This window comes from Leptolyngbya sp. UWPOB_LEPTO1, from assembly GCF_017302695.1.
Lineage (GTDB): Bacteria > Cyanobacteriota > Cyanobacteriia > Leptolyngbyales > Leptolyngbyaceae > Leptolyngbya > Leptolyngbya boryana.
Window position 1 is genome coordinate 1 of the sequence record NZ_JAFLCJ010000008.1, and the last position, 13225, is coordinate 13225.

Genomic DNA, 13225 nt, shown 5'->3' on the forward strand with positions numbered 1-13225 from the left:
CAGCAAGGTGGGGATCATCAATACGCCGAACCAGCCTACATACAGGCGGTTTTCGGTGGAGGTGACCCAGTTGCAGAACTGCGCCCACAGGTTTGCGCTTTCGCGTCTCTGTAAGGTCGTTGTCATGGTTTGATAATTACGTTTGAGAAGATATATGAAGTGGTTGTGTTAACCACACTTTACATATTAAGGGGAAGATTGAGATTTGTAAAGAGTGTTAACAATTATTTCAGAATTTTCTTTCCGAAGGCACGCCGATCGCATGAAAAAACCGCCTGTTTGGGGCTGGAAACCCTGATACAGGCGGAGAATTTGGGGAATGAAATCAGTTTGAAGCGCTCGCTGAAGTGTCGAAACCCTGGCGGTGCAGGTTTGCACGAGTCGATAAGCCCATCTGTTTTAATAGGCGATTAATATGTCGATCGCTAATCGCGACTCCGGTTTCTTGTAACAAATGTTTTCTGAGCCACTGGGCTGTCCAGCGATCGAACGGATAGCCGAACTGTTTTGGGCTATGACTGACTAATTCCTTTAAACGATCTAGATATTGATCATTGATCGTCTTTGGACGACCGACAGGCTGATTAATCCAATCGTCTTGCTCAATTCGCTGCAAACTTTTTGTCATGGAACACACTCCCTAACAGGTTGTTCCGCCTTCATCGACGGAGAGTCAAACTCGATCAACGATCGATATGCGTTAGGTAGATTGCCCTGATGATGATGCTATTTAACAGTGAGTAGATATCAGATGTGAAGTGGTGAAACTACTATTATTTCGTCTGCACTTGTGTCCAAAAAAGCACTTTCTAAATAGGAGGTAATTCTATTCCTGAATATGACGATCTGAAGATCAAACCAGCTTCTAGAGATTCGATCGATATCAGGAAGAATCTTAGCTGATGGATTAAAGTTTTAGCACGAAGCTTTCTCGAAGATGGAAGTCTGCTTCGGTTCCACAGTGCTGAAGTGCCCAATATGTAATATTTTGAGGCGATGTTTCAATGACTGTAGTAATTGAAACATCCAGAGGTTGATCGGGCTGGATGATCGAATTAAGATCAAGTTCAATTGTGAGTGAAACTTGCTTGGCTTTCACATTTATCTCAAAGGGAAGTGATGTAAATTTGAGTTCTTCTTGCATTCCTGTTCGATAATTTTCAAAGCGATAGATATTCCAATCGCCGCTTGGAGAAAGGTTAAATTCCCAATATTGTGGGGAGTTCTGGACACCGAGAAAAAATTCAAAGCAGGTGGTTTGCCATAGATTATTCTGACGGGTTGGCGATTTTGCAGCTGGAATTAACACTTGAGAGCGTTCGTCGAATAGATCGTAAGTCAGGCACAATCGCTTGTTCGATCGAGAAATGCTCCCTGACAGTTTGAGATCCGAGTCTGCATCAAAAGGGTGGAGAGTAAAGTTCTTCATCTCAAGCCCTCCACGATCGCAGAAATGGCTGCTTCTTGAGATTCAATGCTCTCTACTAACTTGAACTGAACCAAGGCACGCACTAAGTTATGGTCTGGATAGTTCACCTTGAAGTAACGATCGCCCATCAGATAGTCGGTGAAGAATCTTAGCCCTAATTCAAATGTGATTAAGCGAATGGCATCAAACAAATAGGCATAGTCCTGTTCTGTGAGAAACGTTTTTGCAATCCTGACATAGCCTCGTAAAATTCCCTCGCATAGATCAGGTTCAAATCTTACCGTCTCCCAGGCTTGGGTTTCTTCGCCGATCGCATTACAGCCTGAGCGCAGACAATCGCCAATATCGTAGTGAATCAAGCCAGGTTTTACAGTGTCGAGGTCAATCACACTCACGGCTTGGTTTGTTTGGGTGTCGAACATGATGTTATTGATCTTAGGATCGCCATGCATCAGTCGCAGTTTTAATTTTCCTGAGTGTTTCGCATTTTCTAAAACCTGTGCCCAAGCTTGGCGATCGCTGACAAATTTCAAACAATAGTTGACTTCTGGCGTGCGAGAAACGGTGGAATTTGATAAGGCTTGATCGTACTGTTGCAAATAAAGCGGCGTGATGTGGAATCCTTCTAGCGTATCTAAGAGCTTTTCAGGAGGTAAATCACTCACCAAGCAATGAAACAGTCCTAAAGCATAACCAATCTCTTCGGCTTGATTGAGATTCTGAATGGTGTCATACGATCGAGAATTTTCAATAAAACTAATGGCTCTCCAAAACGAGTCCTCTTCTAAATAATGATCTTGCTTCTCGTTGGTGAAAATCACTTGTGGCGTTTCCCAACGTCGATCTAGATTCAGCGTGGGAAGTCGATCGCAAATGTGTTGAGTGCAGACACACATATTCTGCATCACCCATTCAGGCTGGCGAAAGACTTGCGTATTCATTCGCTGCAAGACAAATTGCGACGTTTCCAGTGCAACTAAAAAGGTATCGTTAATATTGCCGTTTCCCAATGCTCGAACTTCGCGAATCGATTGCGATGTGAATTTCTGTGCAATCTTGAGCAGATGTTCGGGGGAGTAATGATTTACCATTCTGAGAGCATTGAGAAGATTTCCTCGACATTCTACTATGACGATCGAACCTATAACCGCCCCAGACGTTCACCCGATTCAAGAGGTCTTGAATCAGGTTCATGAGAAGTATCGATCGCTCAATTTAGGAACTCCAGCGACCTATATTCCTGAACTGGCAAAAACAGACCCAAAGTTGTTTGGAATTTGCATTGTCACTGTGGATGGAGAGCAGTTTTCGGTAGGCGATGCCGAGCAATTGTTTACGATTCAATCAATCTCTAAGGTATTTGTGCATGGGCTAGCACTCGAAGATCATGGGAGAGAACAGGTACTTTCTAAAGTTGGAGTAGAACCTACGGGCGATGCTTTTAATGCGATCGTGCTAGATGAACAATCGAAGCGTCCTTACAATCCAATGGTGAATGCAGGCGCGATCGCGACGACGAGTTTGATTAAAGGTCAGGGTGCATCAGAACGTCTCAATCGAATGTTGGCAATGTTTGAGCGCTATATCGGACATGAGAGCTACATCGATATGCCAACGTTTATGTCTGAGCGAACCACGGGATTTCGGAATCGCGCGATGGCTTATCTAATGCGGAACTTTGGCATGATTGACGATCGCATTGATGAGTCTTTGGATCTCTACTTTCAGCAATGCTCTTTGATGGTGAATTGCTGTGATTTAGCTACGATGGCAGCGACTCTAGCAAATCAGGGAAAAAATCCGCGCACTGGAGTTCAAGCTGTGCCGTCTTGCTATGTTCGGGATATGCTCAGCGTGATGTATATGTGTGGAATGTACAACTATTCCGGAGAGTGGGCATATCGAGTTGGATTGCCTGCCAAAAGTGGGGTAAGCGGTGGATTGATGGTGGTCGTTCCGGGGAGGTTAGGGCTTGGGATTTTTTCGCCTCCGTTAGATGAGCGGGGAAATAGTGTGCGGGGAGTTAAGGTGTGTGAGGATCTTTCTGAGCAGTTTGGATTACACTTGTTTGAGTGTGAAGAGAGATCGTAGAGTCTACAGAAAATCTATATGAATTGCCCAGTTGCTACTTTGGAAGGAGATCCAAACAAAGCCTCTAATGAGATCGCTTGTGCAGATTGCATTTGCCCATAGCTAAACACATAGGGAACATCAGATGGTAACTGTAGAATAAAACGATCGAGGACATAAGGACTGCCATAAACTACGATCGCATAAAGTTGATCAGTATTGAGCAAGTAAGTAAACCAATCTTGTGCTGCTTGTGTTAGTCCAGCAATCCCTCGAAATGGATTGCCTCGAATGAAGAGCTGCAAGACAGTTGGACTTGCATCGCGAGTACTTAAATCAATGTACGGCGTATGTCGATCGATAATCTGAGTTTGAGTGAATCCGAACTGAGACGGAACTGCGATCGCGGGAGCTGTTCGACCTAAGAACTCACAATCGAGAATGCTATCTACGACTACAATGTTTTGCCCCACACCCGACAAAGTTACTAATCGCGATGGATTCGGCTGATAGACTCGCATCGAATCTCGAAGTAACTGAGCATTAGTTGCTAGCATCTCAGGCTGAGCAATCTTTTGAGTCAGATCATTCGTCTCTAAAGGCAATGAAGCAAGATTTTCCCAAGCATGACCTTCTTCAGACGGAATCTCTGGGATACAAGCTTTCTGCTTCGCTCGCCAGATCCTTTCAACAGATGCACGAATGCGATCGCGATCAATCCGTCCTGCTTCGACTGCTTCACAAACAGCATCGATCGCTTTTTCTGGCTCTAATGGCATCAGCATAATATCGGCTCCAGCTTCGACGGCTAAAACGCACGCTTCTGCTGTTCCATAGCGATTCGCGATCGCACCCATAACTAAAGCATCTGTGACAATCACACCTTCAAATCCTAAATTCTGCCGCAATTCATCTGTGAGAACTTTGGGCGAAAGTGTAGCAGGATAGTTCGGATCGAGTGCGGGAACCTGTAAGTGAGCACTCATCACAACATCGACACCCGCAGAGATTGCATTCCTAAACGGCGGAAATTCAATTGCTTCTAATCTTGCTCGATCGTGCGGAATCAGTGGCAATTCGAGATGCGAATCAACGGCTGTATCGCCATGTCCGGGAAAATGTTTTGCAGTCGTCAGAATCGGATGTTGATGTGCGCCTCGAATAAATGCTTTTGCTAATTCACTGACAATTTCAGGCGTTTCACCGAATGCCCGCACATTAATCACCGGATTATTCGGATTGTTATTGACATCTACTGTAGGAGATAGCAGCCAATTTAAGCCGATCGCTAAACTTTCCTCTGCAGTGATGCTTCCCATCTGTTCGGCATAGTGACCGGCGAGTGGAAGATCGCGTTTGGCAATTTCAGCGATCGACATGGGGGGCGGAAACCAAGTTGCACCTGAGAATCGCTGTCCGACTCCTTCTTCTACATCGGCACAAATCAGTAATGGCGTTGATGCCCAGTTTTGAAGCTGCTGAGTTCTCAGAGCAATTTCTCCAGCACTCGCACCCAATAAAATCACACCTCCCACACCCAAATCTTTGACCCAATGTTCTAGCATGGCGGCGGGGGGTTCCCAGATTGGATATTGGATTTGGTGATCAAATAGAAATCCGGATGCTCTGACAACTACCATCTGAGCAACTTGCTGAGGCAGGGTAAGTGTGTCGAGATTGGGAAGAAAAGAAGCCATGATTTCGCTCTTTCTGAAAATTCAGCTAGTCACTAAGCTTACAAGAGTTTGCTTCCGTTCTGTCTCAAATGGTTGAGCGCGATCGCAGGGCATTCCTTGATAATCATCCCTGAAGAGTTTGGACTGAATCAAAGCCGAGCGTGTCGATACACATCACTCGCAGCACGATGCACGATCGAATGTCGGTAAACCAAAGCATCCATATCCTCAGCATATCCACCTCCAATCACACAAGCGACCGGATAGCCTCGCCCTACACAAGTCGTTAAGACCTGCATTTCCCGGCGATACAATCCAGAATCCGTCAGGGCTAGCTTGCCTAATCGATCTCCGAAATGCGGATCAACACCTGCATCATAAAAAACTAAATCCGGCTTCACTTCAGAAAGTAAATCAGGAAGATACTGATCCAAAACTTGCAAATATTCGTCATCTTCCATTCCTTCTTTTAGAGGAACATCTAAATCACTCTGCTGCTTCGTTCCAGGAAAATTAATTTCACAATGCATCGAGAACGTAAATACACTCGGATCAGATTGAAAAATAAACGCCGTTCCATCTCCTTGATGCACATCGAGATCAACAATCAGAATTTTTTCAACTAACCCTAATTTCTGCAGAACGCGAGACGCGATCGCTAAATCATTAAAGATACAAAATCCCGATCCATAGCTCGGAAATGCGTGATGAGTTCCCCCCGCCGTATTGCAAGCAAGACCACATTTCAAAGCAAGCTGCGCTGTCAAAATTGTTCCACCGACTGCCGTGCAAGTTCGATTCACCAATTCTGAACTCCAAGGCAAGCCAATTCGTCTTTGAGCCTTTGCATCCAGCGTTCCAGAACAATACGCATTCACATAATCGGCAGTATGAACAAGCTCGATCCAATCTTGAGCAGGACGATCGGGAACATGAAACTGATCGAGATCAGCCACTCGATCGCTTAACAATAGCTCGTAAAGTTTCTTAAATTTCTCCATGGGAAAGCGATGACCCAGTGGAAGAGGTGCAACGTAATTAGGGTGGTAAATTAGCGGCAAATCCATCAATCTTTTAATCTGATTACTGTCTGTAGTTTTGTGAATAAAGGCGCTTGAATATTGCTATTTGTAAGACTTTCTAGAGGATTACACCCCTCATCCTTTAGACTGATTCGAGACTTAAGAAACCCGCTGACATCGCACTATGGCTCATTCCACTTGGCACGAATATCTCAATCTCGCTTCATTCTTCGCAAGTGTTGCTGGACTTTATCTTTTGTTGAATCAGAAAAAGGCGCAGACTCAGCAAGAAGAGAACGAAGTTGCCGATCAAGTTTTGTTTTCGATGGCATTTGCCTACTGGATTGTACATTGCATTGCAGTGGGAGCACAGAAGTGGGTTTGTCCAGATTGGACGACCTGTATGTTAAGCCTCAAATGGACAGCCGTGATTTCTTACCTCCTCACTTTCTCCTGCGCATTAAGCTTGCCCCTGCACCGTATTGCTTCCACTCAGCAGCCTGTTGAGTAATTTAGAAGGCGAATCCGAGCCGATCGAAGTTCGCTGCCTCATTTCAAAAGTTGAGCGATCGCGTTTTCAAGTTGCTCCTGTGCCAGTGTCGTCAGAATAAACACCTCTTGCACGGTTTTGCCTTGACGCGCGATCGCTTTAAATCCACCGCGAATCGGTACAGAAATCTTCAGCTTAAATTTGGGTGAATGAGCGCGCACAGAGCCAATGACTCCGGGCGTAATCGTCTGAATTCCCTCAACTTTAACCAGCTTTTCAAGCAGGGCAATCAGCCCTGGAATATGGGTGGAATGGTTGAGAACCAGTCTTCCCTGCTCATTTTTCATGCTTGCTCCAAGGGAGCCATCGTTAAGCCCTCCATGCCAAGCTGCATGTGATAAAGCTCCGCCTGCTCTAGCGGTCCCGTCCAAACGATCGCCTGTCCCTCAAAATGCACCTGATTCGTCAATTTCCAAGCCAGATCAGCAGTCATCTTCGGAATGTACTGCATCAGACACCGGGCAACATGCTCAAACGTATTGAAATCGTCATCAAGCACAATGACTTTGTAATTCGGGTAGGTTTGGCGGGTTGTCTGACTTGTTTTTTCAGGAGTGGTCACACTTCCAGCCATTGAAATAGCACTGATAGAAACGCGCTTCATGATGCTGGCAAAATCTACAAAATTTCCTAACAAATTCTAATTCACTCTTCGCCAAGTCGGGCAGTTCTCAGTATAGTAATCTTGTACGATAGCATGTAAACGAAGATCTCTGCTTAAATTACGGGTGCAGCACTGAAATTCAGACGATGCGAAGAAAAAACCGCCAAAAACGAGAAGGCAGCAGCGTGTTTAAAAACTTAAGTTTAATGTTGGCGGGGAGTGGATTGCTGCTCGGGGCAGTTCTGCTGGTTGGGTTTGCACGATCGGGCAATCAGTTCTTTGATCACTTGCGATCGCTCATTGCCTCAAACTCACCGGAACCGAAGGTCGAAACGCGCTCGGTTGTCATTCAACAAGTTCGCCAAGCCAGCGAACTGACCACAGCGGTTTTTACAATGGAGGCGGTCGTTCCCACTCAGCAAGATGCTGCGATCGCAGGGGTCGTCATTGGGACAACTAAGCTTTTGTATATTGCGCGGGGAGAAGTGCGAGCAGGCGTCGATCTCAGCACGCTGAAGCCTGACAATGTGCAGATTGTCGGGGATACAATCCGATTGCAACTGCCCGCACCAAAAATTTTAGACAAGAAAATCGATGTGACGCGTTCGAGTGTCTACGACTACAATCGCGGCCCGCTTGGGTTAGGCCCTGATGTTGCACCAAATTTACAGAAACTCGCTCAAGACGAAGCTTTAAAGAAAATTCAACTAGCTGCGTGTTCAGATGGCATTTTAGACAAGGCAAACGATCGAGCAAAACTAGTCGTTACGTCTTTAATTCGGGTATCTGGTATCAAAGACGTAATTGTCGAACCGCAACCCGGAAACCCTCAACAGTGTCTTGCCTCTTAAGCATTTAAGTAATAGAAAGAACGCTGAAACTTGAGAGAAAAATCAAGCGTTCTATTACTAAAGTTGTAAACTCAGCTTCAAAAACTTCGTTTGCCGCCTTCAAATCACAATTTAATTTGAGATTAATTTATAAACAGCGTAAAGTCGTAGGGAGAGGCGGGATCACCCTACGGATAGGTGATCCCCAAGTTGAAGAAATTTAAAATAAAAATGAATTCTGAACACACTCAGCATGTTTGCTGTCCATAATAGAATCAGATTCTTCTCAATGATTTGAGAAATTTAGTAACGGTAGATACAAAATTCCATTAGCGCAATATTTGTTCAGAACTACCTAATGTTCGCTCTTTAAATTGTTTGAATTTAGTGCCAAGATTGAGGATTTTTAAGATGCAAGTTGTTCAAACCGTTCATTGTCCCAATTGCGGTAGCCATGCAGAACGATATCGAATTGAACCAGGAGCCTTGACTCGGACGCAATGCCCGGAATGTGATTATCTAATGATCACCTGCTCAAAGTCTGGTCGTGTCATCGAAGCATATGCGCCTGGAATTTATGTTCGTCGATAATCTGTAGCCGTGTTTTGGCTGCGCTCAACTCAAGGATATCTGTTCTTCAAGTTGAGCGCAGCTTAAAACCAAACTCCACGCTCAACTTCCAGCAAACGATGCGCGCAACTGCCCGCAAGCCGCATCCGCTTCCAATCCGCGCGTCCGCCGCACACTCACCGCGATTCTCCGATCTTTCAACGCCTTCACAAACCCATCAATCCGACGCTGATCTGGTCGTTGATAATCCGCTTCGCTAATCGGATTGTACGGAATCAGATTCACATGGCTCTGGAATCCCCGTAAATGATCTGCAAGCTCGATCGCATGTTCAGCACAATCATTGACTCCAGCCAACAAAATATACTCAAACGTCACTCGCCGTCCCGTCAGACGCACATACTCGCGACATTCTTCTAAAAGTGCTTCTAACGGATATTGACGTGCACTCGGAATTAATTGCTCTCTCACCTGCTGATTCGACGCATGTAAACTTACCGCCAGCGTCGCCTGCAAGTGGTGATCCGCAAGTTTGCGGATTCTCCCAGGAATCCCGACCGTAGAAATAGTGATATAGCGCCGACCAATGCCAATATCTTCATTAATCGATCGCACTGCCTCTAAAACATTTTCCGCGTTCAGCAAGGGTTCGCCCATGCCCATAAACACGATATTGCTAACCCGTTGCTGAAAAACTTCTTGCACTGTTAACACTTGATCCACAATTTCATGGCGTTCCAGATTGCGCTTAAATCCGCCTTTACCCGTCGCACAAAAATCACAAGCCATCGGACAACCGACTTGCGAAGAGACGCAAACCGTTAACCGCTGCTCACTCGGAATTCCAACGGTTTCAACAATTTGACCGTCGCTTAATCGCAACAAGAATTTCACCGTGCCATCTAAAGCGGTCGCTTGGTGATGAATTTCCGATCGCCCAATCGACCAATCCGCTACCTGCGATCGCCATTGCTTCGGAAACACAGAAATTTCAGCTAAAGAGCGGATGCCCCGCTGATAGATCCACTGATGTAATTGTTGTCCCCGGTATGCGGGTTGCTCTTGCGTTTTGACCCATTCCGTTAACTCTGGTAAAGACGCTCCAATTAAGGCTTTCATAAAACACTCGATCGCGAGAAGAAGGAAAAATAATATGTTGCTGGCAAACAACTTCACTCAAACTTTACGGAAATTACAGAGAGCCGATGAATAGAGAGATTAGGTCTGTTGGTTCTGAGGCAACCCGCTCTCTCGTTTTAATTTGTGAAGTTAGAGAGTTCTATCTTAGACTGTTCAGCCAACCAACTGAGATAAAGCCGCATTAAATTACGTACTCTCATTTAGCCATTTGTAAAAATACTTACTTACTTTTAACAAAAAAGAAAATTAGTTGGGACAATGATCCGTAGAAACCCCGCTTTATGTTTTTTAATCCTGGTACAAACTTCTATGAGGATTTCAGAGATTGAACTTTTGTCCAACCTTCTATCGAATTCCACCGCTGGAAATGAAAGATCACTCATTTGGGTGAAACGCTTTTTCAGCGTTCATTTGATTAAATTGCTAAATATTTCCTTTTTGTTTAAATCTTTTTCTTTTCATCATGCGCGTTGTCAACTTAGCACGTCTCACCTCTACTTCATCCAATTTCTTCGCCTGCTAGGACATCAACGATTCACTTCAAAAAGCTTCTATCCTCATCTGTCCATCCGCTTCGATCTGGTAACCTTGTGGAAATGTCGAATCATACACTTCCTGACAAACTCGTACGAATTGGCTCCGTGGAAATCAGCCTGAGTCAATCGGAAGAACTGTTCCGAGCTTATGTCGAAACTGCCAACGATATGGTTTACACCGTTGACTTGACAGGAACTCTGACCTACATGAATTCCTATGGTCAAAAACTGCTGGGATGTCCTAGAGACGAAATCTTAGGACGATCGTATTTAGATTTTGTCTCCCCGCTTTATCGCGAAAAAACAATGCAAGCGTTCGCGAATTTAATGCAGACCGGAGAGTTGAGAGATTTTGAGTTTGTGCTGACGACAGCAGTGGGCACAGAGATTTTTCTAGAAGTAAATGGAAAACTCCTCTGCCGCGATGGCGAACTCATCGGCGGTATAGGAATTGGGCGAGATGTGACGGAAAGAAAGCGGATTGAAAAACAGTTAAAAATCTTTTCTCGCGCAGTTGAATCCGCCTATGACAGTACCGTAATTACGGATTTGAACGGAGAAATTATCTACACAAATTCTGCGGCGAGCCGAATTTTTAACTGGCAAACCGACATGATGATCGGGGCACATGCTGCAATTTTTTACCCCGAGAAAAAGCAGACCGAAGAGTTAATTAAACAAGCAATCTCAGGCGGTTGGAGCGGTGAAGTCATTTGTAATCGTCGCAACGGCGAATCTTTTCCTGCTCTGGTTTCCGTCAGTCCGGTCTTGGATGAACGTAATCGCCCAACCGCAGTTTCAATGATTACCCGTGACATCACGGTGCAGAAACGAACAGAAGACGAACTTGCCACAAAGAACGATGAGTTAGAACGGGCAAGCCAGATGAAGTCGGACTTTTTGGCGAACATGTCACACGAGTTGCGCACTCCACTGACTTCGATTTTGGGCTTTTCGTCGATTTTGCAAAAACAAATCTTCGGCGGTCTGAATTCAAAACAACAGATCTACATTCATCAGATCTATCAAAGCGGTCAGCATTTGCTAGGCTTGATCAATGATGTCTTAGACTTGTCGAAAGTCGAGGCAGGACAGTTGCGCTTAGAACTCGCGCCGCTCGTCGTCGATGAAATTTGCGAGAAAACCTTGGGGTTTGTCAGTGAACAGGCTCGCATAAAAAATTTGACCGTGAACTATGAGATCCAGCCGGATCTAGAACCCTTGATGGCAGACGAATTGCGGCTGCGCCAGATGCTACTGAACTTGCTCTCGAATGCGATTAAGTTCTCGAACGAAGATCATGAAATCGGACTGAGCGTGAAACTCAATGGCGAGTTTCTAGATTTCACCGTTTGGGATCAAGGGATTGGAATTGCAGAAGACAAACAGCATCTCTTGTTCAAACCCTTTCAGCAGGTCGATGGCTCATTGTCTCGTAAGCACGAAGGCACAGGTTTAGGGTTAGCGTTGACCAAGAAACTCGCTGAACTTCACGCTGGAACGGTGCTCATGCACTCGAAGGAAGGAGAAGGAAGTCAGTTTACGATTCGCTTACCGATGAATCTTCAGCATCCGGCAACGGTTGGAACGATTGCGATCGAACCCAATCGTCGCTGATTCAAATATCCGTTCGGCATTCTGCATCTTAATGGTGGAGAGATCGCGCAAACTGTGCGAATCGATGGAACGGAGCAAAACGGTATTCCAAAGTACGAATCGCCCTCAACCAAATGTGATAAAGCTGACAATCAGTTGAGTCTTGAGGGCAAAGTGCATGAGTGGTTTAGGTGGATTGAATAAATCTCCAAAGGGTGTTGTATTGGGACTGGTGCAGCTACAGCTTCCAAATGTTGTCACGCCCGACGATCTTGCGGCTCAGACCGATCGCATTTGCCAAATGGTCAGCAAAGCCCGTCGTAATATGCCCAGTATGGATTTAGTCGTCTTTCCAGAGTATTCCCTACACGGACTCTCGATGGACACAAATCCAAAAATTATGTGCCGAATCGATGGTCCAGAAGTTCAAGCCTTCCAAGCCGCCTGCCGAGAAAATCGCATTTGGGGATGCTTCTCGATCATGGAGTACAACCCACACGGCAATCCCTACAATAGCGGCATCATTATCGACGACCAAGGCGAATTGAAACTCTACTACCGGAAACTGCATCCTTGGGTTCCGGTTGAGCCTTGGGAACCTGGAAATCTGGGAATTCCGGTCTGTGAAGGACCGAATGGCAGCACGCTTGCGTTAATTATCTGCCACGACGGCATGTTCCCAGAAATGGCGCGCGAATGTGCTTACAAGGGTGCGGAAATCATGATTCGTACCGCAGGATATACCGCTCCAATCCGCCACAGTTGGCAAATTACCAACCAGGCGAATGCGTTTTGTAATCTGATCTACACCGCATCTGTGTGTATGTGCGGCACAGATGGCACATTTGACTCGATGGGCGAAGGTATGTTTGTCAATTTCGACGGAATGCCCTTAGTGATGGGCAGCCATCGACCGGATGAAATTATCACAGCCGAATTGCGTCCCGATCTGGTGCGAGAAGCTCGGAGACACTGGAGCGTCGAAAACAATATTTACCAATTTGGGCATCGCGGCTATGTCGCGGTGAAAGGCGGAGCACAGGATTGCCCCTACACCTACATGAAAGACTTGGTGAATGAATCGTATCGCCTGCCTTGGGAAGATGAAGTGATTCACACCGATGGCACAAGCTGCGGATTTGACGCGCCAACGCGATCGTATCAAGGCGAAGAATTACCAACTTCAGTCACCAGAGGTTAAA

At 45.6% G+C, this 13225-nt stretch carries 14 protein-coding genes and 1 pseudogene; 6 read left to right on the forward strand and 9 right to left on the reverse strand.

What is annotated here, in order from left to right; translation table 11 throughout:
- From J0L70_RS13590 to J0L70_RS13605, 4 genes and pseudogenes are all read right to left on the reverse strand, one after another.
- Positions 1-126: pseudogene (locus tag J0L70_RS13590) on the reverse strand (photosystem II q(b) protein); the annotation flags it as partial.
- A gap of 199 nt (positions 127-325) precedes the next feature.
- Positions 326-628 (reverse strand): helix-turn-helix domain-containing protein, encoded by a 303-nt coding sequence (locus J0L70_RS13595; protein ID WP_287454999.1) that lies wholly within the window; start codon positions 626-628, stop codon positions 326-328.
- A gap of 279 nt (positions 629-907) precedes the next feature.
- Positions 908-1429 carry a DOMON-like domain-containing protein gene (locus tag J0L70_RS13600; protein ID WP_287455001.1) on the reverse strand — a complete coding sequence of 174 codons (522 nt, stop codon included), beginning with the start codon at positions 1427-1429 and terminating at the stop codon, positions 908-910.
- Positions 1426-2520, reverse strand: a complete 1095-nt coding sequence (locus tag J0L70_RS13605; RefSeq protein ID WP_287455003.1) for a phosphotransferase enzyme family protein — start codon at positions 2518-2520, stop codon at positions 1426-1428. Before J0L70_RS13605 ends, J0L70_RS13600 begins: the two co-directional genes overlap by 4 nt.
- Positions 2521-2557: 37 nt before the next feature.
- Between J0L70_RS13605 and glsA the strand changes: the two genes are divergently transcribed.
- Positions 2558-3520, forward strand: coding sequence for a glutaminase A (gene glsA / locus J0L70_RS13610; RefSeq protein ID WP_287455004.1), 963 nt, complete (start codon positions 2558-2560; stop codon positions 3518-3520).
- Positions 3521-3534: 14 nt separating this feature from the next.
- On the opposite strand, the gene J0L70_RS13615 is transcribed toward glsA, so the two are convergent.
- Together J0L70_RS13615 and J0L70_RS13620 are read right to left on the reverse strand one after the other, a co-directional pair.
- A complete protein-coding gene (locus J0L70_RS13615) occupies positions 3535-5196 on the reverse strand; it encodes a glycoside hydrolase family 3 N-terminal domain-containing protein (protein WP_287455006.1) in 1662 nt (553 codons plus the stop codon).
- Positions 5197-5324: 128 nt separating this feature from the next.
- Positions 5325-6242: a histone deacetylase family protein gene (locus tag J0L70_RS13620; protein ID WP_017291423.1), complete on the reverse strand. Its 918-nt coding sequence runs from the start codon at positions 6240-6242 to the stop codon at positions 5325-5327.
- A gap of 139 nt (positions 6243-6381) precedes the next feature.
- Between J0L70_RS13620 and J0L70_RS13625 the strand changes: the two genes are divergently transcribed.
- The gene (locus J0L70_RS13625; RefSeq protein WP_017291422.1) at positions 6382-6708 is read left to right on the forward strand and encodes a hypothetical protein; all 327 of its coding nucleotides are present in this window, start codon (positions 6382-6384) and stop codon (positions 6706-6708) included.
- A 38-nt stretch (positions 6709-6746) separates the two neighbouring features.
- On the opposite strand, the gene J0L70_RS13630 is transcribed toward J0L70_RS13625, so the two are convergent.
- Positions 6747-7034, reverse strand: a complete 288-nt coding sequence (locus J0L70_RS13630) for a DUF2103 domain-containing protein (RefSeq protein ID WP_287455010.1) — start codon at positions 7032-7034, stop codon at positions 6747-6749.
- Entirely contained in the window at positions 7031-7351 is a 321-nt protein-coding gene (clpS, locus tag J0L70_RS13635) for an ATP-dependent Clp protease adapter ClpS (protein ID WP_144056301.1), read from the reverse strand. Before clpS ends, J0L70_RS13630 begins: the two co-directional genes overlap by 4 nt.
- 146 nt (positions 7352-7497) lie before the next feature.
- Between clpS and J0L70_RS13640 the strand changes: the two genes are divergently transcribed.
- Together J0L70_RS13640 and J0L70_RS13645 are read left to right on the forward strand one after the other, a co-directional pair.
- Entirely contained in the window at positions 7498-8202 is a 705-nt protein-coding gene (locus tag J0L70_RS13640; protein ID WP_287455013.1) for a DUF4230 domain-containing protein, read from the forward strand.
- A gap of 390 nt (positions 8203-8592) precedes the next feature.
- Entirely contained in the window at positions 8593-8772 is a 180-nt protein-coding gene (locus tag J0L70_RS13645) for a hypothetical protein (RefSeq protein WP_017291418.1), read from the forward strand.
- An 81-nt stretch (positions 8773-8853) separates the two neighbouring features.
- On the opposite strand, the gene rlmN is transcribed toward J0L70_RS13645, so the two are convergent.
- Complete coding sequence (gene rlmN / locus J0L70_RS13650; RefSeq protein WP_287455015.1) at positions 8854-9870, reverse strand: dual-specificity RNA methyltransferase RlmN; 1017 nt, start codon at positions 9868-9870, stop codon at positions 8854-8856.
- Positions 9871-10487: 617 nt separating this feature from the next.
- On the opposite strand from rlmN, the gene J0L70_RS13655 reads away from it, so the two are divergent.
- Both J0L70_RS13655 and J0L70_RS13660 read left to right on the forward strand, forming a co-directional pair.
- Entirely contained in the window at positions 10488-12044 is a 1557-nt protein-coding gene (locus tag J0L70_RS13655) for a sensor histidine kinase (RefSeq protein WP_017291416.1), read from the forward strand.
- A gap of 157 nt (positions 12045-12201) precedes the next feature.
- On the forward strand, positions 12202-13224 hold the full coding sequence (locus J0L70_RS13660; protein WP_017291415.1) for a formamidase: 1023 nt from the start codon (positions 12202-12204) through the stop codon (positions 13222-13224).
- Position 13225 lies beyond the last annotated feature (1 nt).